This window comes from Synechococcus sp. H70.2 (genome assembly GCF_047462275.1).
Taxonomy (GTDB): domain Bacteria; phylum Cyanobacteriota; class Cyanobacteriia; order Thermostichales; family Thermostichaceae; genus Thermostichus.
The window spans coordinates 218,136-239,708 of the sequence record NZ_JANSIU010000003.1 but is presented as its reverse complement, the minus strand read 5'-3'; the positions used below and the strand labels follow the sequence as shown (position 1 = coordinate 239,708).

The 21,573-nt window shown below is 59.6% G+C and carries 19 protein-coding genes and 1 tRNA gene; 10 read left to right on the top strand and 10 right to left on the bottom strand.

What is annotated here, in order from left to right:
• Positions 1 to 46 precede the first annotated feature (46 nt).
• A complete protein-coding gene (locus NW822_RS04850; protein WP_414403695.1) occupies positions 47 to 1,129 on the bottom strand; it encodes a glycosyltransferase family 4 protein in 1,083 nt (360 codons plus the stop codon).
• 347 nt (positions 1,130 to 1,476) lie between these two features.
• The gene (locus NW822_RS04845; RefSeq protein ID WP_414403694.1) at positions 1,477 to 2,154 is read right to left on the bottom strand and encodes a hypothetical protein; all 678 of its coding nucleotides are present in this window, start codon (positions 2,152 to 2,154) and stop codon (positions 1,477 to 1,479) included.
• Positions 2,155 to 2,696: 542 nt separating this feature from the next.
• Here NW822_RS04845 and purF point away from each other — a divergent pair.
• Together purF and def are read left to right on the top strand one after the other, a co-directional pair.
• Complete coding sequence (gene purF / locus NW822_RS04840) at positions 2,697 to 4,286, top strand: amidophosphoribosyltransferase (protein ID WP_414403693.1); 1,590 nt, start codon at positions 2,697 to 2,699, stop codon at positions 4,284 to 4,286.
• Between the two features lie 40 nt (positions 4,287 to 4,326).
• Complete coding sequence (gene def, locus NW822_RS04835; RefSeq protein ID WP_414361727.1) at positions 4,327 to 4,860, top strand: peptide deformylase; 534 nt, start codon at positions 4,327 to 4,329, stop codon at positions 4,858 to 4,860.
• Positions 4,861 to 5,008: 148 nt separating this feature from the next.
• On the opposite strand, the gene gltX is transcribed toward def, so the two are convergent.
• Entirely contained in the window at positions 5,009 to 6,448 is a 1,440-nt protein-coding gene (gene gltX, locus NW822_RS04830) for a glutamate--tRNA ligase (RefSeq protein ID WP_414403692.1), read from the bottom strand.
• Positions 6,449 to 6,672: 224 nt separating this feature from the next.
• Between gltX and NW822_RS04825 the strand changes: the two genes are divergently transcribed.
• Together NW822_RS04825 and NW822_RS04820 are read left to right on the top strand one after the other, a co-directional pair.
• Positions 6,673 to 7,023: a hypothetical protein gene (locus tag NW822_RS04825; RefSeq protein ID WP_414361731.1), complete on the top strand. Its 351-nt coding sequence runs from the start codon at positions 6,673 to 6,675 to the stop codon at positions 7,021 to 7,023.
• A gap of 100 nt (positions 7,024 to 7,123) precedes the next feature.
• Positions 7,124 to 7,336, top strand: a complete 213-nt coding sequence (locus NW822_RS04820; protein WP_414361733.1) for a DUF2555 domain-containing protein — start codon at positions 7,124 to 7,126, stop codon at positions 7,334 to 7,336.
• Between the two features lie 433 nt (positions 7,337 to 7,769).
• On the opposite strand, the gene NW822_RS04815 is transcribed toward NW822_RS04820, so the two are convergent.
• Entirely contained in the window at positions 7,770 to 8,045 is a 276-nt protein-coding gene (locus NW822_RS04815; RefSeq protein WP_414361735.1) for a DUF4404 family protein, read from the bottom strand.
• A gap of 183 nt (positions 8,046 to 8,228) precedes the next feature.
• Between NW822_RS04815 and NW822_RS04810 the strand changes: the two genes are divergently transcribed.
• The 4 genes from NW822_RS04810 (at position 8,229) to NW822_RS04795 (ending at position 12,101) form a co-directional block, all read left to right on the top strand.
• Positions 8,229 to 8,540 (top strand): hypothetical protein, encoded by a 312-nt coding sequence (locus tag NW822_RS04810; RefSeq protein ID WP_414403691.1) that lies wholly within the window; start codon positions 8,229 to 8,231, stop codon positions 8,538 to 8,540.
• Between the two features lie 135 nt (positions 8,541 to 8,675).
• Positions 8,676 to 9,323: an SIMPL domain-containing protein gene (locus tag NW822_RS04805; RefSeq protein WP_414403690.1), complete on the top strand. Its 648-nt coding sequence runs from the start codon at positions 8,676 to 8,678 to the stop codon at positions 9,321 to 9,323.
• A 57-nt stretch (positions 9,324 to 9,380) separates the two neighbouring features.
• On the top strand, positions 9,381 to 10,289 hold the full coding sequence (locus tag NW822_RS04800) for a shikimate dehydrogenase (protein ID WP_414403689.1): 909 nt from the start codon (positions 9,381 to 9,383) through the stop codon (positions 10,287 to 10,289).
• 132 nt (positions 10,290 to 10,421) lie between these two features.
• Positions 10,422 to 12,101, top strand: a complete 1,680-nt coding sequence (locus NW822_RS04795) for a hypothetical protein (protein WP_414403688.1) — start codon at positions 10,422 to 10,424, stop codon at positions 12,099 to 12,101.
• On the opposite strand, the gene NW822_RS04790 is transcribed toward NW822_RS04795, so the two are convergent.
• From NW822_RS04790 to tgt, 5 genes are all read right to left on the bottom strand, one after another.
• Complete coding sequence (locus NW822_RS04790; protein ID WP_414403687.1) at positions 12,098 to 12,436, bottom strand: hypothetical protein; 339 nt, start codon at positions 12,434 to 12,436, stop codon at positions 12,098 to 12,100. The genes NW822_RS04795 and NW822_RS04790 overlap by 4 nt on opposite strands.
• Before the next feature lie 6 nt (positions 12,437 to 12,442).
• On the bottom strand, positions 12,443 to 13,684 hold the full coding sequence (locus NW822_RS04785; RefSeq protein WP_414403686.1) for a hypothetical protein: 1,242 nt from the start codon (positions 13,682 to 13,684) through the stop codon (positions 12,443 to 12,445).
• Positions 13,685 to 14,015: 331 nt separating this feature from the next.
• Positions 14,016 to 14,486: a hypothetical protein gene (locus NW822_RS04780; protein ID WP_414403685.1), complete on the bottom strand. Its 471-nt coding sequence runs from the start codon at positions 14,484 to 14,486 to the stop codon at positions 14,016 to 14,018.
• 21 nt (positions 14,487 to 14,507) lie between these two features.
• Positions 14,508 to 14,639, bottom strand: a complete 132-nt coding sequence (locus NW822_RS04775) for a hypothetical protein (RefSeq protein ID WP_414403684.1) — start codon at positions 14,637 to 14,639, stop codon at positions 14,508 to 14,510.
• A 114-nt stretch (positions 14,640 to 14,753) separates the two neighbouring features.
• Positions 14,754 to 15,857, bottom strand: coding sequence for a tRNA guanosine(34) transglycosylase Tgt (gene tgt / locus NW822_RS04770; protein ID WP_414403683.1), 1,104 nt, complete (start codon positions 15,855 to 15,857; stop codon positions 14,754 to 14,756).
• Positions 15,858 to 15,977: 120 nt separating this feature from the next.
• Between tgt and NW822_RS04765 the strand changes: the two genes are divergently transcribed.
• Positions 15,978 to 16,060: transfer RNA gene (locus NW822_RS04765), tRNA-Leu, on the top strand.
• A gap of 89 nt (positions 16,061 to 16,149) precedes the next feature.
• Here NW822_RS04765 and NW822_RS04760 read toward each other — a convergent pair.
• Positions 16,150 to 16,527 carry a hypothetical protein gene (locus NW822_RS04760; protein WP_414361752.1) on the bottom strand — a complete coding sequence of 126 codons (378 nt, stop codon included), beginning with the start codon at positions 16,525 to 16,527 and terminating at the stop codon, positions 16,150 to 16,152.
• Positions 16,528 to 16,914: 387 nt separating this feature from the next.
• On the opposite strand from NW822_RS04760, the gene NW822_RS04755 reads away from it, so the two are divergent.
• Complete coding sequence (locus NW822_RS04755) at positions 16,915 to 21,489, top strand: GAF domain-containing protein (protein WP_414403682.1); 4,575 nt, start codon at positions 16,915 to 16,917, stop codon at positions 21,487 to 21,489.
• Positions 21,490 to 21,573 lie beyond the last annotated feature (84 nt).

Below are 21,573 nucleotides of genomic sequence, written 5' to 3'. Positions count from 1 at the left end.
CACCCAACCAAAGGAGCAAAACAGGAGCCCCCAGATAGCCCCAGCTTTACCTGGGCAGGGTTGACAGGCCGGGGGTGGCTTTCTTCGAGCGCTCCTGCCGTTCGTTCACCAATTGGTTGTAAAGAGCTTCGTATTCCGACACCATCCTCTCGACGCTAAACCGCTCCTCAAACGCCTGCCGCACCCCCGCTCGGTCAAGGGATCCCACCTTTTCCAGCGCCTCCACTGCCTCCTCCACCGAGTCCACAATAAAGCCGGAGCGGCAGTCGGCCATCACTTCTGGCACCGAGCCAAAGCGAGTGGCAATCACCGGCGTGCCACAGGCCATCGCTTCAATCATGACTAGCCCAAAGGGTTCCGGCCAGCGGATGGGAAACAGCACCGCATAGGCCTTGCCCAAGAACTCGCTCTTCTCTTGGTCAGTGATTTCCCCCACGATCTCCACATTGGGGTGGCGCCTGGCCAAAGGCTTAATCTCTAACTCATAGTACTGGCGATCCACGGCGTCAATTTTGATAGCAGCTTTCAGGGGCATCCCTGCCCGCGCGGCAATTTCAATGGCCGTGTCCAGCCCTTTCTCCGGCGAGACCCGGCCCAGAAAAGCCAGGTAATCTCCCTTTTCTGGATAGAAACGGTGGAGATTCAGGGGCAAGCCATGATAGACCGTCCCCACCCAGCGCGCCTGGGGCAGGGGCCGCCGCTGGGCATTGGAGATGGAGACCACTGGGATGTCCTGAAACTCGGTGTAGAGCGGCTGCAGCTCCGGAATGTCCAGCCGCCCGTGCAGGGTGGCCAAAAAAGAAACTTCAGGGTGGCGGCGGGCCAGGGCGTAGGGGTAGTAGTCAATGTGGCCGTGGATGATGTCAAACTCATTGGCCATCTGAAAGGCTTTCTCCACCATCAGGATGTGGGGAGCCACCGTGTCAATAGCCGTGGGATCCAGCCGCAAAGCCCGCTCCCGAAAAGGGATGAGACGCGCTTGGGTCTGGGAGTCGCCGCTGGCAAATAGAGTCACCTCGTGCCCGCGTCGCACCAGCTCTTCAGTTAACCAAGAAACCACCCGCTCCGTGCCGCCGTAGAGCTTGGGGGGCACGCTCTCGTGCAACGGGGCAATCTGGGCAATGCGCATCGTTATCCTCCCAACTAAGTAAGTAGCCGTCCAGGGTGGTTGGTGTTTCTGAGCGCTGACCCTGGCCCTACAGTTGTGAATTTTCTGGCTGCTAACAACCCCTTGGCTAAAGCAGGATAAAAAACAGGATAAAGTAAGGGATCCCGCCAGAGCCAGGCCTAACCCCCTAGGCCAGCTGGTTAAGCTTGCTGCGGGGGTTGCGAAAATTCCCCAAATCCCAGGTCCAGCAAGCGAGGAGCCTCGGCAGCATCCTCAGCGGCCTCGAGGGGCAGAGGGCTGGCCGTTGAGTTGAACAGCTGCTGCCCTGCAGGCACTCCAGCTCCACTGCAAAGAACTGTCTCCGCTGGTTAGGTGGGTCTAGGGCTAGGTGTTGGCGTAGGCGGAAAGCTGGGACGAGGGGAAGGGCTGGGCGAAGGCGACACGGAGGGAAAAGGATTGGGCGTGCCGGTCGGGGTTGGCGCCACGGGCGGCGGCAGTACCCGCAAGGGGGCTTTGGCGGAGGCAATGCGGCCTTGGCTGTCTGCTACCATGGCCGTAACCTCGTAATCTCCAGGGGGGGCAGAGGCCGGAATGGTGATGGGAAGGGTGCCGATGCAGGTTCTGCTGTTGGGCTGGCAGCCGGCGGCAGCGGCGGTGAAATCAAACGTGAGGGTGAGAGGGTTCTGTCGGATTTCCACCCGGAAGCTGATGCCGCTGCCCAAACCCGCAGGAGTTGTAACGGCCACCAAGACATTGAAGGGCACCGTCTGTCGGGCGTCCGTCAGGGCCACCACGGCAATCGAAGGTGGCTCTGCTGAGAAAGGTGTGGTGGGGGAAGGACTGGGGCTGGGGAAAGGATTCCAGAGTGGAGTGGGGGTCGGGGTGAGCAAAGGCGTCGGGAGGGGACTGGGGACGAGAAAAGGCGTGGGTGTTGGCGCCACAACCGTTACTGGCACAGGAGTAATGGTGACTGAGGGTTGCTCGCGGCCATCTTCTTGGCAGGCCACCAGTGACAACGACAGAAAGGCGGCTACACTGGCTTTCATCCAAGAGACTGCTGGCGCCCAACTGCGGCGGAATCCAGAGGACGGCTGTTTCATGGGCTTTAGCTCCTCACAACACAAGCTTGGGGGCTTTGTTAGGAAAACCGAGTCTCGGCAGTGTTCAACTCAAAACCCGCACAGTCCTGCTCCCTTGACGGCGAAAGCAGAATCTCGCAGGTGCTCCTAACACTATAGATAGAGCCTCATCTTTTCGCAAACACTATGAGTGGCTCCTGCTGCGGATCCGCCCTGGCGGCGGGATCTCAAGAGCGCTCGGGTTAGCCCCGCACTGCATGGGTGAACTGTGATTACTCAAGAGCCAATCAGGGTCGGGATGAAAGCCGTTCGTGCCACAATTGAGGAGAGCAAGTTCACTCTCTAGAGAGTTTCCCGCGGTGGGTTGCACGGTGGCATCACGCTGAGACCTCTGGACCAACAAGTCGGTGAAGCAGGAAGCCGTACTCTATTCGCGCAGCGTGGCGCAAGCCATGTTGTGTTGACTCGACGAAGAGGAGTGTTGGGAGTCGTTAGCAAGACGAGAATCCATGGCAGCGAAGGTGGGAGCAGAACCATCGCCAGCTCAGGAAGGGGCGCAAGAGCGGCCTGCCGAATCCTGGAACAACCAGGAAGGGCCCAAAGAGGCCTGCGGAGTATTTGGGATTCTGGCTCCAGGGGAGGAGGTGGCTAGGCTGGCCTACTTTGGGCTATTTGCCCTGCAGCATCGTGGCCAGGAATCGGCGGGCATTGCCACCTTTGAGGGAGCCTTTTGCCGGGTTCACAAGGCAATGGGGTTGGTCTCGCAGGTTTTTGATGAGGTCAACCTAGCCCAGTTAACGGGTGAGTTGGCAGTAGGCCACACCCGCTACTCCACGACTGGATCCAGCCGCATGGCCAATGCTCAGCCGGTGATTGTGGAAACCCGCTTGGGGCCCCTAGCTTTGGCTCACAATGGGAACTTGGTTAATGCCGAAGAGCTGCGCAAAGAACTGGAAGCTGCCGAGTGCCACCTCACCGGTGGCACTGATTCGGAGTGCATTGCCCACGCCATTGCCCAAGCGGTGAACCAAGGTCAAGACTGGGTGGGAGCCACCTGTCAGGCTTTGCGGCGCTGCCGCGGGGCTTTCAGTTTGGTTATCGGTACGCCAGAAGGCCTGATGGGGGCGCGGGATCCCTATGGCGTGCGCCCACTGGTGTTGGGGTTTTTGAGCAGCAACCCTGCCCTAGAGGAGCTGCTGCAGCCGGAGATGGCAGGGATCCTCTGCAGCGACGGCACGTTCAACCCCCCTGAAGCCCGGCCGCTGCACTACGTGTTGGCCTCAGAAACCTGTGCTTTGGATATCATCGGGGCGGATTATCTGCGCCAGGTGGAGCCGGGGGAGCTGGTGTGGATTGACCGTCAAGGGCTGCAATCCCTGCGCTGGGCGGAGCCCAACCCCAAACTGTGCATCTTTGAGATGATCTACTTTGCCCGCCCCGACAGTTGCATGCATGGAGAGAGCCTCTATTCCTACCGCGTGCGGCTGGGGGAACAACTGGCCAAAGAAGCCCCGGCGGAAGCTGACTGGGTAATAGCAGTGCCTGATTCCGGCACACCGGCAGCCATTGGCTATGCCCGCCAGTTGGGGATCCCCTACACCGAGGGGCTAATTAAAAACCGCTACGTGGGCCGCACCTTTATCCAACCCACCCAGTCGATGCGGGAGCGGGGCATTCGTATGAAGCTCAACCCCCTCGAAGACGTGCTGCGGGGGAAGCGGATTGTGATTGTAGACGACTCAATTGTGCGGGGCACCACCAGCCAAAAGATCGTCAAGGCCCTGCGCCAGGCGGGGGCCACCGAGGTTCACATGCGCATCTCCAGCCCGCCAGTTACCCATCCCTGCTTCTACGGCATTGACACCGACAGCCAAGATCAGTTGATTGCCGCCAAGTATTCGGTGGCAGAAATTGCTGAGAAGATTGGGGTGGACTCACTGGCCTACTTGAGCTGGGAAGGCATGCTGGCCGCTACAGGCCAGGATCCCAATTCCTTCTGCTCTGCTTGCTTTACCGGTCACTACCCCATTCCCGTTCCTGAAGGGCTGAAGCGCTCCAAGCTGGCTCTGGAGACGGCAGCCAGCCGCAAGGATCGCTAGGAAATGCTGGAGAGTCTGCAGAGGGGTCTGAGAGCACGTTATGACCTTGCGCCTGCGACAACTAGGGGATCCCATCCTAGGGCAAGTAGCCAACCCAGTGACAGAGTTCAGAACGCCGGCCTTGCAGGATCTCGTAGAAGGCATGTTGGCTACCCTGAAGGAGGCCCAGGGGGTGGGCTTGGCTGCTCCTCAGGTGGGATCCCCCCTCCAGGTCATCATTGTGGCCTCCCGCCCCAACCCTCGCTATCCCGACGCACCCCAGATGGAGCCGGTGGTCATGGTTAACCCCCGTCCCTTGGCCTTGAGCCAGGAGCAGGTGCTGGGGTGGGAAGGTTGCCTGAGCGTACCCAACTGCCGTGGCCTAGTGGCCCGCGCCCGCGAGGTGGAGGTGGAGTATTACACTCCAGAAGGTGTCCAGCAGAGGGTAACTTGGCAGGGCTTCCCAGCAAGGATTTTCCAGCACGAATACGATCACCTCTTGGGCCAGTTGTTCCTAGATCGGCAGCCGCAGCAAGTGCTGACTGAAGCCGAGTATCAAGCCCAAATTCTGGGGCGGGAGTACACCTTGCCCTAGCTGAGGCGTCTAGCCACCCCAGGCTAGGCTGGGGCTATCAAATCCCACGGGCGGCGCTTTTGTTGTCCAGCCAGGGGAAGCCGACCTAGCCCAAGAAAACTGGGTTCGCCCCACTGCTGCGCGGTTTGGTCGGCGGCCAGAGAGATAGCTAGGCCACTACCTTCCGCACTGCTTCCAGCCGCCCCAGAGCCCAGCCTCGCCGATGCAATAGCGCAAAAGAGGTCAGTAAATCCGGTCCCTGCAGCTCCCCTGTCAAAGCAGCCCGCAGGCTTTTCATGAGCAAGCCCTTTTTCATCCCCTGGCTTTGAGCCACCTGCTCCACCAGCGGCTGTAGGCTGTCGGCAGTAACTGGCTGGGGCAGCTCGGCGGTGGCCAACGCAGATGCTGTGGCGGCCATCGCCTCTACGACTCCTGGCAAGCGCAACTGTTCCAGGGCAGGCAGGCTGTAGCTAAGGGGCTCTACAAACAAGAAGCGACTCAGGGGAGGGGCCTCCGCCAGGCGGTCGATACCCTCAGCCACCAGGCAGGCCACATCCTCCAACCAGGTGGGATCGGGCACCGATGTCAGATCAAATCCCGCCGCCTGCCAAAAGGGGGTAAGTCGCTCCACCAACTCCGCTGGCGAAAGCCGCTTGATGTACTGGCTGTTGATCCAGTTCAGCTTGTCCCAATCAAAACGAGCAGCGGCCCGGTTGACCCGGTCGAAGTCAAACATCGTAGCCGCCTTTTCCAACGGGAAAATCTCTTCCCCATCCGGGGGAGACCAACTGAGCAAAGCCAGGTAATTTTTGAGGGCCTCTGGCAAAAAGCCCATTTGCTGAAACTCGGTTACCGATGTGGCTCCATCCCGCTTGGAGAGCTTCTTCCCTTCTTGGTTCAGGATCAAGGGAGAATGGGCAAATTGCGGCGGTTCATGCCCCAGTGCGCGGTAGAGCAAGATCTGCTTGGGGGTGTTGCCAATGTGGTCTTCGCCGCGGATGACGTGGGTGATGCCCATGTCAATATCGTCGACCACCACTGCCAAGTTGTAGAGAGGGTAGCCATCTGCCCGCGCGATTACCATGTCCCCCCCTAAGTCCTGGGTGTTCCAGGTAATGGGGCCACGGATGAGATCCACCCACGACACCTCCATCGGCTCCTCAATCTTAAATCGGATCACCGGCTGCCGCCCCTCGGCCTCGTAGGCCCGTCGCTGCTCCTCCGTGAGAAAACGGTGGCGGTTGTCGTAGCGGGGGGCTTTGCCGGCGGCCTTCTGGGCAGCCCGCATTGCTTCCAGCTCCTCCTCAGTAACGTAGCAGCGGTAGGCCAACCCCCGCTCCAAAAGCTGCTGCACCACTTCCCGGTAGCGCGCGATGCGGTTGGACTGGTAGATAGGCCCTTCGTCCCAGTCCAGTCCCAGCCAGGCCAGCCCCGCTAGGATGTTGCGGGTGTAGCGGGGGGAAGAGCGCTCGCGGTCCGTGTCTTCGATGCGCAAAATGAACTGGCCACCGTGGCGGCGAGCGTAGAGCCAGTTGAACACCGCCGTCCGGGCAGTGCCGATGTGCAAGTTGCCAGTTGGGCTAGGGGCAAGACGAACGCGAACACTCACAGGCAACAGCTCCCGAACAGAGCATCCCCATCCTAGTCGGCAAGGGGATCCCTTGTCACGTTGGGATCCGCAAGCGGTTGCCAGTTGGCGCATTTTGGGTAGAATCCGCCTTAGCTGCCGGTCAAGAGGTAGGCTCCTTGGGGGTAAAAGTTGGTGGGCAAAGCCCAGATCCTGCTTTTTCCGGTGTTGAGGAACAAGCTGTAGCGTAGGAGGAACCACAGCACATGCGTCTGACCTTGGCAATTGTTCTGGGCTATCTGGCTGCCGGGATCCCGGTTGGATCGGCTTTTGCCCAAATTGCCTACCCTTCTTATCCGGTGGGGGAGGCTCTAGATCGAATCTTGCTGGATACGGGCAAGGAGGCCGATCCAGTCATTTTCCCTGAGGAAGTGGTGCGCTCCCAGGCCCAGCAAGTTACCGCCTTCTTCACCACTTTGCTCAACCAGCGCACCAACATCCCGCCCTTGCGCTCGCTGGATTTGCCCAGCCCCTATCAAGCCTCGGTTCGCACCCAGGCCGGCTACTATCGCGTCACCCAGACAGAGCCTGTTTTAGACTCCGAGCTCCTCCGCTAGTCAAGGCAGATCCCAGCCTGCCCTGTTGCAAATTTGCGTTTTCGGCCAGGGGGCGTCGGGCCGAGAGGCTAAGATCGGCTTGTAGTGTTTCAGGCTACCTATGTCTGCCCGATCCAAAGTAGAAGCCAGGGATCCCCGCCAATTCACTGCAGCCGATGTGGCGGCCATTGCAGAGCGGCTGGAGCGCAACGAGTACCCTAACGTCTTTGACTGCCTAGAAGATTGGCACACCCTGCGGGCTATTGCCTTTTACTCTCCCGAGCTGGTGGCTCCCTACGCCCACCTGTTGGAGTGGGAAGTGGATGAGGACTAGATTTGCTCAGAAAGAATTCCCCCTCCTCAAGTAGAAGGGGGAGAGGAAGTCTGCGAATAAGATAGCGCGCTTCTTCGAGAAGAACGTTAAACCTCCGGTCATTCTCGATCTGACGCTGGTTGATGGCCTGGATGGCGCGTTCGTGCTCTTGTTGCAATGCAGTAAGAGTGATGAGAGCTTGAGTTACTTCCTCAGCCCATTCAGCCAAGTGTGCTAAATCTGAGCGGGTCTCGCGGACAACTTCCTGTAAGTCTCTCAAACCTTGCGCCTGGGCCATATTTTGCTCGTGGCTTTCTCGGATGGCCTGGCGTAGCTCTTGGATCTCGCGGCTGTTGGCCGCAATCTGCTCGGCTGCCTGAGCTAGGAATTGTTCTGCTCGATCTAAGCGGTCTTGGCTGTTCATTCTGAAACCCTCGGATACCCACTGGGGGAACTACAGACCCATCCCTGCCAATGTGTCGATCACTTGCTCCAGGATCAGGGTGAGGTTGGGGTGAGAGGTTTCAAATAGGGCCAGCGCTTCCCCAATGCGATCTTTGCGCCCTTGGTTTTGTTGGCCCTTGCTTGGGGATCCCAGCTCGGCCAGCACCGCCTCTACCTCCTGGCGAATAGCGGCAATGTGCTGCCGCTGCTTTTCATCCAAGCCAGGGGTTTTTTGCAGCTCAACATCCAGGTCATGCAGCAGTTGTCGCAGTTTCGAGGCAGCCATTCTCAAAAAGACCTTATTAAAATCGAGTTTTGACCACGCTGACTCAATCATACGCCCTGTGGGCAGGAGCGGGGATCCCTCTTTTGGGAGCGGCTGAGGCGGCAAAGGTTAACTTTTGCAGCCGGGGATCCCAGCCTTGGAGCAACTCCCATAGGATGGGCAATAGCCTTGCTGTCTATCCCTATGTCTGAGCTGGCATTGGCCCTGCTGGGGACAGGGGTTGCCGTTGCCCTGTTCCTGGGAATTTTTGTCTGGGAACAAAGACGCAGCCAGGAGCTGCTGCAGCGGTGGGCGGCAAAGCATGGCTACTCCATTCTGAGCCGGGAGCCGCGGTATTGGCGGCTGGGGCCTTTTTCCGGCAGCACTTCCATGTATCAACGCGTGTTTTATGTGCGGATACGCAATCCGGGGGGGCAAGAACGCAGCGGCTGGGTGAGGTTAGGGAACTGGTGGCTGGGGCTTTTGTCAGATCAGGTGGAGGAACGGTGGGAGTAGGCTGGGGTTAACGACTGAAAGGGGGAAGCAATGGACAGGCTCAAAGGATGGAAAAGGCTGAAGGGGGTGGCCTGGCTGGGCGTGGTACTGGCGCTGGCACTGTTGGGTTGGAACGCAATCGCTGGAGGCGGGGCAATGGCCAGTCCCGGTGAGGGATCCCGAACCTTGACGGTAACCGGCCAGGGATCTGTTGCAGTGGAAACCTCCATTGCCGTAATCCGGCTGGGGGTGGTGCTCCAAGGGGAGACAGCCCAAGCGGTCCAGCAACAGGTGGCCGAGCGCTCGGAACGCCTGGTGAACCGCCTCAAAGAGCTGCAGGTGAGCGCCCTGCAGACCACCGGCATTTCTCTCTATCCCCAATACGACTACCAGCAGAGCCCACCCCGCCTGACCGGGGTACAGGGGCAAAACAGCCTGCAATTTGAAGTACCCATAGCCCGAGCCGGAGAGGTGCTGGATGAAGCCGTGGCCGCCGGAGCCACCCAGGTGGAATCGGTCAGCTTCCGAGCGGATGAGGCCACCTTACTGCAGGCGCGCAGCCGTGCCCTGACCCAGGCCGTGGAAGATGCCCAACGTCAAGCCAGCGATGTGTTGAAGGCCTTGAACCTGAGCATCCGTTCTGTGGAGGGCATCCAGGTTCACAGCGATAGCTATGTTGCACCCCTGCTCCCTCTAGCAGGCAGCGGTGGAGCCGAGTACGCTCGTCTACAGGCAGCCTCCACGCCAGTGGAAGGAGGGCGGCAGACAGTGCGTGCCCAAGTTACCCTGGAGATCCGCTACTAGCTGCTCCCCTGCGCTTCTGGATCTGAGGACGTTAGAGGGATCCCTTAAGGGACTAGAGTGGACAGACGGATTTCAGGAAGCACCCAGTTACTGGGCCTGATCGGGGATCCGGTGGCCCACAGCCTATCCCCGGCGATGCACAACGCCGCTTTGGCGGCCATGGGAGAAGACTACTGCTATGTGCCCTTTCCGGTGGCGGCAGAGCGCTTGGCGGTGGCGGTGGCCGGGCTGGCGGCCATCGGGGTGCGGGGGTTTAACGTCACCATTCCCCACAAGCAGGCGATTCTGCCTTTGCTCAGCCAGGTGGAAGCGCGGGCGGCAAAGGTGGGAGCAGTAAACACGGTCTACGCCTTGCCGGAGGGAGGCTGGGGCGGCACCAACACCGATATCGACGGCTTTGTTCAGCCTTTGCGGGGCTTGGAAAAAGGGATCCCGACCCTGATCCTGGGCTGTGGCGGGGCGGCGCGGGCGGCCATCCAGGGCTGTTTGGAGTTGGAGTTGGGGCCAGTACGGGTGGCCGGGCGATCCCCTGAGAAGTTACAGGCTTTGCAACAGACCTGGCCGCAGGTGGAAACGCTGAGCTGGGCCGAGCTGGATCGCCACTTGCCCGAGACTTCCCTTGTGGTCAACACCACCCCCGTGGGCATGTACAAGCCGGGATCCCCTGCCGAGCTGTCTCCCCTTAGCCGGGAGCAGCTGCACCTTCTGCCCGCTGGCGCCGTTGTCTACGATCTCATCTATGTACCGGATCCCACTCCCCTGCTGCGTATGGCCGCAGAGTTAGGCCATACCCCCATCAGTGGCCTGGAGATGCTGATCCACCAGGGGGCCAAGGCCCTCTCCCTCTGGCTGGGGGGCAAGCCTGTGCCGGTGGAGGTGATGCGGCAGGCGGCCCGGCAGCAGTTGGCCCAGATTGAGGCAGATAGGGCAAGGGATCCCAAGCCCCAGCTCTCCTCTCAAAGTTGAGCGCAATTGGCTGGGGGCGGGAACAATTGCCTCGGGCCTGCCGATCTCTAGGGGGAGATAGAGCTAAAGCAATTCTCGATGGGGTTAAGGGTGTTCAGGTTGCCGAGGCGGCAGCGGAAATGGCTTGTAGGTGTGCTTGGCGCACTGATGTGGCTGGGATCCGGAATTGCCGCCCAGGCCCAATTCCCTAGGTTTGGCCATTCTCTTTTCCCGGACTCCGGTTCCGCGCTTCAGGGCAGCGAGAACCAGACAGGATCCCTGTCTGCTCCTCAGCTCGATGCCTTCTGCCGGCAACCCCCTGAGGAAGTGGCGCGCAAGGCTCAACTGCGCCAGCGGGCCACCCAGTCAGAGGCCGCTTGGGCCGAATACACCCAAGTCTTAGCCGAACATCGCGCTGCCTTGATGGCCTGCCGTAGCCGCCGTTGGCCCCAAATCCAAGCCATTTGGGTGCGCTTGCATCCCTGTGATGCCAAGCCGGGCGTACTGGATCAGGTGTTTGACCAAGTGGTGAACCTGGGCTACAACCGAGTTTTTATCGAGACGCTTCACGATGGCCGCTCCGTTCTGCCTGATGGAGCGGGCGGGATCTGGCCCAGCCTGCAGCCCAATGCTGATTTGTTGGATTTGGCTTTCAAGGCGGCGCGACGGCGGGGGCTATCGGCCTATGCCTGGGTGTTTTCCCTCAATTTCGGCTACAGCTACGGGCTTCTCCCAGATCGCCAGAAAGTTCTGGCCCGCAACGGCCGTGGCCTCACCACCGTCTTAGATCCGGCGACAGCCCTTGCGGAAGATTTGGGCAGCCCGGATGAGGTGTTTGTGGATCCCTTCCATCCCGTGGCGCGACGGGATTTTGCCGAGCTAATCCGCCGCATCCTGCAGCGGCAGCCGGATGGGATCCTCTTCGACTACATTCGCTATCCCCGCGGCTCTGGGGGATCCAGTGTGGCAGCCACTGTTCGGGATCTGTGGATCCATGGGGAGGCGGCCCGGCAAGCCTACCTGGATTTGGCAGAAAACCCGGCGGGCCGAGCCTTGCTGGAGCGTTACCTCAGCCAGGGCTATATTACTGTGGCGGATGTTCTCCATCTGGATGCCACCTATGCCGAAGAGCCCCGGTGGCGCCAGCCAGGGAATCCCAAGCCTAGCGCAAGCAGGGAGCGGCCGCTTTCTCCAGAACTAAGGGACGGGATGGCCCAAAGCAGAGCAGCTGGGAATGGGGATTCCACCCCTGCTGATTTAGAAGGTGATTCAGGGAATAGCGGTTTAGAGAATTTGGCGGCTCCCCGTCCAGAAGCAGGGCCGCCGGATCCCACGCCCACCCCTAGCGCCGCTCTCCGACAGGAGCGCTGGCAAGAGCAGCTCTGGCAGCTCAGCGTCGAGTTTGCCCGCCATGGGATCCTCGATTACCTACGGCAAGCTGCCCAACCGGCCCAAAGCCTTGGGATCCCGACCGGGGCCGTCTTTTTCCCCGAGGGCAATCTGGAGGTAGGAGAGGGGTTTGATGCCCGTCTCCAGCCTTGGGATCGCTTTGATCCCGGCATGGAGTGGCACCCGATGGCCTATGCCAAGTGCGAGGATGGCTCCTGTGTGGTGCAGCAAGTGGAGCGAGTCTTGGCTGTGGCTTCTCCTCAAACCTTTGTGTGTCCGGCTATTGCCGGCCTGTGGGGACAAGCGCAGCGAAAACGGCCCAGCTTGGAAATTCAGATGGCAGAACTAGCCCGCCGCTTCCCCCAGTTGCCCTGCGTGAGTCACTTTTCCCTCTCCTGGATTGAACCGGAGCTGGAGCACAGCCGTCGCACTTGTCAGCTCTAAGGCTGGCCAGCATGCAGGGCGCTTGTTGAGGGAGTGCTGTAGAGCTCCTGGGCCTCAGGATCAGCCGACTTCACCAACTGCTGCAAGCAGTTTAGAACCTGGGCTTCCACAGCGGCGTCGTAGAGCCGCAAAGTTAGGCGAGGTACCCGCAAGGAAGCGGTAATTCGCCCTGCCGGCAGATCCAACCACACCAGTTGCTTTTGAAAACAGCGGCAGGTGGCCCCTATCTCCCGGGCTAGCTCTTCCACCTCCGGCCAGCTCAGGCAGCGCGACAGCAGCAGGTCTGTGGCCCAGCCCCTTCCACACTCTCGCCGCCTCAGGATGCGCACCTGCATGGATCCCTAAATCCGCTCGGCGTAGAACTCACACCAGGGATCCCCTTTCTCTCTGGCTTTGGTCTCCTTCCCGTAAAACAGCCCACCCCGCTGGAAGAGGCGGTTGTAGAAGACTTGATCCAGAATCGGCTTCTGCTGAATGTTGCCGTTGTAAACCAGGTTCATCAGCGCCGGCACCGCCCCTTGGGCAAAATAGCAGCTCGGATAGTCTGCCCGTGGGTAGGAAGCCAAAAAGTAGTTGGTCTCGTAGTTGCCGTCAATAGCCACCCGGCAGGAATGATTGCTCACCACCTCCAAAGCCTGCCAACGACCGAACCCCAAGCTGCTGGCTACAGCATAGGCCCCGTGGATCCAGTCGGTATCCTTTTCCAGCATTGGCCCCACAAGGGTTTCCCACTCCAGGGACTCCATGATGTTGCCCAAGGTGTAGAAGACACAGACATGGCCCGATTCGCGAATTAGATCCTCTGCCACCTGCTGCAGACCGGGTTGCACTGCTTTCAGCTCTTCCAAAAAGCGGTACTGGATGCGGTTGTAGTAATTGGCAGGCATGCGCGTGAGCAGCACGTTGAAGGCGCGAATCTGCCCCCGTTCATCTCCTGCCAAAGGCAGGCTCCACAGAGCTTCGTTGACCGCGTCATAGTCCACCGCTGTTATCGGCTTGGGCAGATCGGCTGGACATTCAATGAGCTTGCCCATGCCGGGGCTAGGAACCAAAGTCTGAGGCCGTGGCAGCCGAGTAGCCTGGATCAGGCAGCGATCCTTGCGCGTAACCGCCATGCACTCCGTTTCCTCTGCCGTGTAGCTGCCCAGCTCGCCAAAAGTGGCATCCAGCGCCGCCGCCACATAGCCCACGGCTAGATGATCGATGGGGCGGGTGCGGTTAGCCTGATCCCCGTACTTGCTCAGCCAGCCTTCTGCGTAGTGGGAGTGGGTGAGCTGGGCTTCGCCACCGCTGGGGCTGGCCTGCAGCTCCAGTCGCCCCAAGCCGAGAAAGCCGAACAACTGGCACGCCACCGCCAGCCGCTCTGCTGCCTGCTGCACTCCCAAGGTTTTAAAAGCGCCCTGGAGCAAGCTGTAGAAAATCTCCTGAGCTGCCGTGCGCAGGATGCTCACCCCATCAATCCAGTCGGGATCCTCAATGGTCTGCTGCAGAAATAGGTTGTAGTGGTGGCAGTGGAAAATTACCGGCTCACCGAAGAGAGAAATTAGCTTGCGAGCGCGGTCAAGGCGTAAATGCTCCAACATAGATGGCCTGAGCTCGAGGGGATAGGAAGGGAGAACAGTTAACGACTCCCACAACTTTAGCCTTTAGCTTAATCGACGGGAAGCACTGCACTGTATTTGTGTTCCGTAGGTGGCGTAAGCCATATTGGGTTTACTCAAGAGCAAATCAGTGTCGGGATGAAAGCCGTTGTGCTGCAATTGAGGAGAACAAGTTAAATCTCTGGAGAGTTTCCCGCCGTGGGTCGCACGGCGGCAGAACGCTGCGGCCTCTGTACCAAAAAATAAGTCTGGGAAGCAGGAAGCCCGTAAGCTATCGGTTCGCGCAGCGTAGCGTAAGCCATGTTGTGTTGGCTCAACGAGAATGAGTGTTGGGAAAAGCAATAGGCAAGTGCTCTACCCCCAATACGTCAGATACCGCTTTGTGGAGAATGTGGAGCTCCTGGGAGTTCAGGGTGCCTTTTTCAAGGCGGTTGCGGTCAATGCCCGTTTTCAGGGACAAGCGCAGCATGACAAAGTTGGGATCCGGAGCGTAGCGCTTGGCGTAGCTAATCAAAGCCTGAGCAGTGGATAGAGTGTCGTCTTGAACAGGAGGCAGCAGCGGTTTGCCGTCGATGAGGATGGCTTTGATGCGCTCTGAAATTGCTTTGAGGTCGATGATGGAGCGGGTTAAAAACAAAACAAAGTAGAGACTTTTGGGGAAAGACTTCAGAATCACCCGCACCTGAGACGAGCCCGCTGTGGGGTAATCCGCCTCCTCCTCAGGGCTGACCGTTTGGCAAAGGCGGTTGTTGGCCTGCAATAGATCGCTGGCGTAGGTGCCCAAAAGTTCCAGCGCCTGCTCTTCCTAGGTGTCGCTGGCGTAAGTTACCTTGGCTACCGTTTTGCCATCCGTAACTCGCCCTATCAAGACGGCAATAAGGCCAGGCAGCCCAGCAATATGCTGCTCAATGACACTTTGCAGGGTGCGGATAGCCATGCTCCTCTTTGCTCCTCCCTAAGGTGAAGGCTGGGCTGTCCTCTCATCGTAACGAGTAGGAAGGCTAGCCTGGGAGTATTTAGAAGGGATGTAAACAAAGACCCCTGAGGAGGCTCAGCCCTCGCGCCACGGATCCCAGTTCTCATGAAATTTGCCTTCCAGAATGGCCTGGCGCATTCTTTGGGTGTAGCGCACGAGCTCCGTGATGTTGTGGATGGAAAGCAGAGTGTAGCCCAGGATCTCCTGGGCGCGGATGAGGTGGCACAGATAGGCGCGGCTGAAGTGGCGGCAGGTGTAGCAAGGGCACTCAGGATCGATGGGATCCAGGCTGCGGCGGTGTTCGGCATTCTTGATGTTCCAGCGTTGGCCGCGGCTGATCACGGTGCCGTGGCGGGCATAGCGCGTGGGAATGACACAGTCAAACAAGTCCACGCCGGCAGCCACTGCCGCCCGCATCTCGGCATAGGTGCCCACCCCCATGAGATAACGGGGGCGATCGGCTGGCAAGAGGGGGGCTGTTTGTCGCACCACCGCGTGCATTAGCTCCACCGGCTCTCCTACGCTGACGCCGCCGATGGCATAGCCGGGTAGATCCAGCCGACAGACTGCTTCCGCTGCCTGCCGACGCAGCTCCGGGTAAACCCCCCCCTGAACAATGCCAAACAAAGCCTGATCGGAGCGGCGGTGGGCTTCCACGCAGCGCTTCAGCCATTGAGTAGTCCGCCGCACCGCTGCTGCCACCGCCTCAGGGCTGGCAGGATAGGGCGGACACTCGTCAAAGGCCATGATGATGTCTGCCCCCAAAGCATTTTGGATCTGGATGGAGAGCTCAGGAGTGAAGTGAATAATTCGCCCATCGTAAGGCGAGCGAAACGTTACCCCTTCCTCGTCGATTTGGCGGATGGCGCTGAGGCTAAAAACTTGAAAGCCGCCCGAATCCGTGAGGATGGGGCCTGGCCAGGCCATGAAGCGGTGCAGGCCCCCCGCCGCTTGAATGATCTCTTCGCCAGGGCGTAGGTGCAGATGATAGGTGTTGCTAAGGATAATGTGGGCGCCGGTCTCCTTGAGTTGAGCAGGCGTGAGGGTTTTCACATTGGCCAGCGTTCCCACCGGCATAAAGCAGGGGGTCGGGATCTCGCCATGGGGGGTAATGAAATAACCCGCCCGCGCCTGCGTGTTGGGGCAGGTGCCCTCGCAAACAAAAGTAAAAGCCGCCAAGGTCAGCGCTCTGGATCCACTGCCTGCGCAGCCGAGCTTAGCATAAGAGTCGGATCCCCTTCTAAAACCCCCCCAGCCCTTGACAGGGATCCCCTTTCTTGGGCATGCTTATAGATCGCTGCGGAACTGGCGGAATGGTAGACGCGCTAGATTCAGGTTCTAGTGGCAGCAATGCCATCGGGGTTCAAGTCCCCGGTTCCGCATCTCTTTGGATTGGTTGCTACCTACCCCATTACCTCAACGTAGAGCAAGCTCTAAAAGAATCTTGCTTGGCTGCGGAACTCCTGTGAGGTTAGAGAGTCAGCTCTTTTTCAATTTGGGAGAGCTTGATACGAGCAAGAGCCAAGTTGCCTTTCTCTCGATCCAAAGCCAGATAGAAAAATAGCCCAGGTATGTGCTTAATTAGATACATCAGGTGATACTGAGTCTCCAGAATAATAAGTATCTCTTCGATTCTGTCGGTGAGCTTAAGAGACTCTGCAGCTCGCATCTTGGCGCGGATCACCTCGGTGTTTCCCGCAATGGCCAGCTCCAGGTTAGCTTCGGGAAAGGCAGGGCTGTTGGTGCCCTTAAACCCCAGACACATTCCGGTCTTCCAGTCCCCCAAAGCGATGCCCAGTGCTCCGTCAATGGTGAGAGCCTTCACCAGACTGTCTTGAAGCTTGTTCATAAGGCTGCCCTACCCCCAAAAGCCTGATCCTGAAGTCCGCCCGACCATCATAAGTCTCTAATCGGAAAGTTTCAACTTAAAAGTACTAGAACCTGCTTATTTTTAAGATAAGTAAAACTAATGCTAAATGTGTTAAGCGAGGGTCGTCGAGATTTTCTTGCCTTTACGTGATAGTTTCTTGAAAGCCAAGCCCCTGGGATCACCCTCCCAGAACAAGGGCATTTCCCTCAAGTCAGGCAGTACGGCTCCCGCTTAGTTCGTTTGGGGGCATAAGATCCCTAAGGATTCCGGCAGGGCGGTCGGGGAGTTATGCTGGGGTTGTCTCTTTTGCCAGGCTGCTGAGGTTCACCCACGGCAGCGCCGGATCCCGTCTCTCCAGCTTGACCTATGCCCAAGGCTACCCTTCCCCCCAACGAAGAAGAGCGGCTGGCTGCCCTACGAGAGTATCAAGTTCTCGATACAGCCCCTGAAACTGCCTTTGACGAGATCGTCCGGCTTGCTGCTTACATCTGCGGCACGCCCGTCTCGCTGGTCTCTCTCATCGACGAGCATCGCCAGTGGTTTAAGGCCAAGTTCGGCATTGAGGGCATCGAGGAAACGCCGCGGGATGTGGCCTTCTGTGCCCACGCCATCCTCTCGCCCAAAGAGCCGCTGGTGGTGCCGGATGCCACCCAGGATCCGCGCTTTGCCGATAACCCTCTTGTAACCCAAGAGCCGCATATTCGCTTTTACGCCGGTGTGCCCTTGGTAACGCCGGAAGGGCACGCGCTGGGTACCCTCTGCGTGGTGGACTACCAACCCCGGCAGCTTAGCCCGGAGCAATTGGAGCAGCTCAAGGCCCTGGCCCATCAGGTGACAGCCCAACTGGAGCTGCGCCGCACCTTGCGGGAGTTGGCCAAGGCTCCCTTGCTTCCCAAAGCTGGCGAGAGCAAGCCTGCTCGCAAAAACCGCTTTCTCCTCAAGGTCAGTGCTGGCCTGGGCCTGGCTGCCCTGATCTTGGGCGGGATCGCCTACTCTGCCCAGCGCAACGCCAGTCGCCTGCCCCAACTGACGGAGCAAGTGGCCCATACCTTGGAAGTGATCCAGAACCTGGAAGGATTGCTCTCAGAGATCCGTGCTGCCGAGGCAGGTAAACAGGGCTACTTTTTGACCAACGAGACTCGCTACCTCGACGAGTACAAGGCCAGCCTTGAGGCCATTCCCACTCGTCTTAGCCGGCTGCAAGAGTTGACAGCCGACAACCCTCTCCAGCAAGGGCGCCTGAAGTGGCTGGAGCTACTTTTGGAACAGCGTCTGAACCTTGCCCAAGATCTTATCCGGCTCCGGGATCAAGAGGGGCTGGCCGCTGTTCAAGAAGCCTTGAAGAGGGGCGAAGGGCAAAGGTTGATGGAGCGGATCGCCAACCTAGTGGAGGCGCTCCAGGAGCAAGAGCGGCTTCTGTTGCAGCAGCGCAGCGGGCAGTTCCAGCTTGCTTGGGTTAGAACCAATGCCATCCTGCTGGGGGGGCTGGCTTTTACCTACTTGCTGTTGGCCGCAGTTTATGTCCTCATTCGCCGCGAAACTGCCGAGCGGGAGCGGGCGGAAACCTTCCTCAAGCAGGAGCGGGACTTTACCAACGCCATCCTCGACACGGCAGGCGCTCTGGTGGTGGTCATGGATCCCGAAGGGCGCATCCTGCGCTTTAACCGCGCTGCCGAGCAGCTTTCTGGCTATTCGCTGGCAGAAGTCAAGGGCCAACTACTCTGGGACTTGGGCTTGATCCCGGCGGAGGAGATGGCCGGCCTGAAGCAAGCTTTTCAACAACTTAAGGGCAGTCGCTCCCTTTTCTTAAACCGCCATGAAAACTTCTGGCGCACCAAGCAGGGGGCGCTGCGGCTCATTGCTTGGACCAACACCGCCTTGGTCAATGCCAAGGGTGAGGTGGAGTTTATCATCGGCATCGGCATCGACATCACCGAGCGCAAGCTGGCAGAGCTGGCTCTCAAAGAAAGCGAAGAGCGCTACCGGGATCTCTTTGAAAATGCCAGCGATCTCATCCAGTCTGTCGATGCCGAAGGGTACTTTCTCTACGTCAACCGCGCCTGGAAGGAGACCCTGGGCTACGACGAAGCTCAAATCCACCAAATGAGGGTTTTCGACATCATCCACCCCGACTATCGAGAGCACTGCCAGGTCGCTTTCCAGAAGCTTTTGGCTGGCCAACCTCTGGACAAGGTGGAGACGGCCTTTGTCACTGCCAAGGGCGAAACCATCTGGGTGGAGGGAAGTGTTAACTGCCGCTTTGAAGATGGGGTGATGGTCTCCACGCGGGGCATTTTCCGCAACATCACCGAGCGCAAAAAAGCTGCCGAGGAGCTGGAGCGGCAGAGCCGGCGGGCCCAACTGCTGGCCGATCTCAGCTTAAAGATCCGCCAATCGCTGGATATTGCCGAGATCCTGGAAACGGCAGTAACGGAGATCCAAGCCCTGCTCAAGGCGGATCGCGTTTTGGTCTACCGCTTCCAGCCGGATGGATCCGGGATCATCTCCAACGAGAAAACCCAGCCCGGCATCCCTTCCCTTTTGGGCGAGGTGATTGAGGATCCCTGTTTTCAGGAAAAATACGCCGAGCTCTACAGCCAGGGCCGGGTTCGCGCCATCAGCGACGTGGAGGCCGAAGGGCTGGAGCCCTGCTACCTGGAGCTGCTGCAAACAATGCAGGTGAAGGCCAACCTGGTGGTGCCCCTCTTCATGGAGCAGCGGCTGTGGGGGCTGTTGTTGGCCCACCAGTGTTCTGCACCCCGCCAGTGGCAGCCGTTTGAGATCGAGCTGCTGGTGCAACTGGCCAACCAAATCGGCATTGCCCTCACCCAGGCAGAGCTCCTGGAGCGGGAGCGCCAGCGCAGCCTCGAGCTAGAACAAGCCCGCAAAGCGGCAGAGCAGGCTTCTCAGGCCAAAAGCAGCTTCTTGGCCACCATGAGCCACGAGATCCGCACCCCCATGAACGCGGTGCTGGGGATGACGGGCTTGTTGCTGGAGACGCCCCTGACCCCAGAGCAGCGGGACTTTGTCGAGACCATTCGCATCAGCGGCGATGCCCTGCTGACCCTCATCAACGACATCCTGGACTTCTCCAAGCTGGAAGCCGGGGAGATGGAGCTGGAGATCCTGGACTTCGACCTGAGGGCCTGTTTGGAGGAGGTGGCGGATCTCTTTGCCCCCACTGCTCATGCCAAGGGCCTGGAGCTGGCGGTGCTGATGCCGCCGGAAGTGCCCCGCTATCTGCGGGGGGATGCGTCGCGGCTGCGCCAAATCCTCAACAACTTGGTGAGCAACGCCATCAAGTTCACCCATCAAGGGGAGGTGGTCATCCAGGCCGAGCTGCTGCAGGAGACGGCCACCCATGTCCAACTGCGGCTCTCGGTAAGGGATACAGGGATCGGGATCCCCAAGGAAGCGCAAGCCAAGCTGTTTCAGCCCTTCACCCAAGTGGATGCTTCTACCACCCGCAAATACGGGGGCACAGGCCTGGGCCTGGCCATTTGCAAGCAACTGACAGAGCTGATGGGGGGCAAGATCTTCCTAGAGAGCGAGGTGGGCCGCGGCAGCACCTTCAGCCTCGAGCTGACCCTGGAAAGACAACCCTACCCCCGCCAGATCGCCCAGAACCCCGCCCGCATCCCTGTCGATCTTCAGGGCAAGCGGCTGTTGGTGGTGGACGACAACGCCACCAACCGCAAGATCGTCCGCTACCAGGCCACCGCTTGGGGCATGGTGGTGGAAGAAGCCGAAAATGCCTACCAAGCTCTGGACAAACTGCGCCAGGCCGTGCGGGAAGGGATCCCCTTCCCCTTGGCGGTTTTGGACATGCAGATGCCGGAGGTGGACGGGGAGACCTTGGGCCGCTGGATCAAGGCGGATCCCGAACTGTCCCAGACGCAACTGGTGATGATGACCTCGCTGGGGTTGGGGGAGCACTCCCGCCGCGCCGCCGAGATTGGCTTTGCTGCCTACCTAATCAAGCCGGTCAAGCAAACGCGATTGCAAGAAGCTCTGATCATGGCCCTGGGCAAGTCTTCCGGCCTGGCCACCGCGCTGCTGGGCGTGGGCCCACCCCTTTCGCAAAGTGCGCCCTCCGCCAGCCGTCCCCAGCAACCCCTGCGCATCCTCTTGGCCGAAGACAACCCCGTCAACCAAAAGGTGGCCCTGCGCCAGCTGCAGAGCTTGGGCTACCTGGCGGATGTAGTGGCCAACGGCCAGGAGGTTTTGGATCTGCTGCAGCGAGTCAAGTACGACCTCATCCTCATGGACTGCCAGATGCCAGTGATGGACGGCTACGAGGCCACCCGCCGCCTGCGCCAGCGGGAGCGGGGATCCGGCCACCGCACCGTCGTGATTGCCATCACGGCCAACGCCATGCAAGAGGATCGGGAGCGCTGCCTGCAAGCGGGCATGGACGACTATCTCAGTAAGCCGGTGCTAAAGGAGGATCTGGAAAAAGTGCTCAACCACTGGAGCCAAAGGATCGCCTCTTCCGCCGCAGGAGCAGCCAAGGGGGCGGCTTCGTCCGATCCGCCTTCTCCTGAAGCTGCCGGCGGTGACCCTGCTCCCACGCTGCCCTACCCCATCGACGCCGCCTACTTGGAGCGGGTTACGGGAGGTGACCGCCAGTTTCAGCGGGAACTGCTGCAGGTGTTTGTCCAGGATTGCCAGGAGCAGTTGCCGCGGCTGCGCCAAGCTCTTGCAGCGGGTAATGCCGAAGACTTGAGGAAAATTGCCCACCGCCTCAAGGGAGCTAGCGCCAACGTGGGGGCCAATGCCTTTTGTCAAGTAGCCCGCGAGCTAGAACACCTGGGGGTGCAACTGGCGCAGCCGGGATCCCCGGCTGATGACCCAAAATGGGCAAGCGCTTCCCAGAACCTGGAGGAGCTGGAGCGCATCTTGGCCGACATTTGCCAGTACCTGCAGGGATTGGAAGGCTAGGGCGATCCCAGACTTGTCGCCCTCACCTCCAGCCTCTCTCCCAAAGGGAGATGGGGATCAAGTGGCGAACCATTGGAGGTAGGA

What these genes read in the sequence shown, in the direction of transcription:
- NW822_RS04850 (WP_414403695.1), bottom strand. Translation starts at nt 1,129, where the DNA reads ATGCGCATTGCCCAGATTGCCCCGTTGCACGAGAGCGTGCCCCCCAAG.
- NW822_RS04845 (WP_414403694.1), bottom strand. Translation starts at nt 2,154, where the DNA reads ATGAAAGCCAGTGTAGCCGCCTTTCTGTCGTTGTCACTGGTGGCCTGC.
- purF (WP_414403693.1), top strand. Translation starts at nt 2,697, where the DNA reads ATGGCAGCGAAGGTGGGAGCAGAACCATCGCCAGCTCAGGAAGGGGCG.
- def (WP_414361727.1), top strand. Translation starts at nt 4,327, where the DNA reads ATGACCTTGCGCCTGCGACAACTAGGGGATCCCATCCTAGGGCAAGTA.
- NW822_RS04825 (WP_414361731.1), top strand. Translation starts at nt 6,673, where the DNA reads ATGCGTCTGACCTTGGCAATTGTTCTGGGCTATCTGGCTGCCGGGATC.
- NW822_RS04820 (WP_414361733.1), top strand. Translation starts at nt 7,124, where the DNA reads ATGTCTGCCCGATCCAAAGTAGAAGCCAGGGATCCCCGCCAATTCACT.
- NW822_RS04815 (WP_414361735.1), bottom strand. Translation starts at nt 8,045, where the DNA reads ATGGCTGCCTCGAAACTGCGACAACTGCTGCATGACCTGGATGTTGAG.
- NW822_RS04810 (WP_414403691.1), top strand. Translation starts at nt 8,229, where the DNA reads ATGTCTGAGCTGGCATTGGCCCTGCTGGGGACAGGGGTTGCCGTTGCC.
- NW822_RS04805 (WP_414403690.1), top strand. Translation starts at nt 8,676, where the DNA reads ATGGCCAGTCCCGGTGAGGGATCCCGAACCTTGACGGTAACCGGCCAG.
- NW822_RS04790 (WP_414403687.1), bottom strand. Translation starts at nt 12,436, where the DNA reads ATGCAGGTGCGCATCCTGAGGCGGCGAGAGTGTGGAAGGGGCTGGGCC.
- NW822_RS04785 (WP_414403686.1), bottom strand. Translation starts at nt 13,684, where the DNA reads ATGTTGGAGCATTTACGCCTTGACCGCGCTCGCAAGCTAATTTCTCTC.
- NW822_RS04775 (WP_414403684.1), bottom strand. Translation starts at nt 14,639, where the DNA reads ATGGCTATCCGCACCCTGCAAAGTGTCATTGAGCAGCATATTGCTGGG.
- NW822_RS04760 (WP_414361752.1), bottom strand. Translation starts at nt 16,527, where the DNA reads ATGAACAAGCTTCAAGACAGTCTGGTGAAGGCTCTCACCATTGACGGA.
- NW822_RS04755 (WP_414403682.1), top strand. Translation starts at nt 16,915, where the DNA reads ATGCCCAAGGCTACCCTTCCCCCCAACGAAGAAGAGCGGCTGGCTGCC.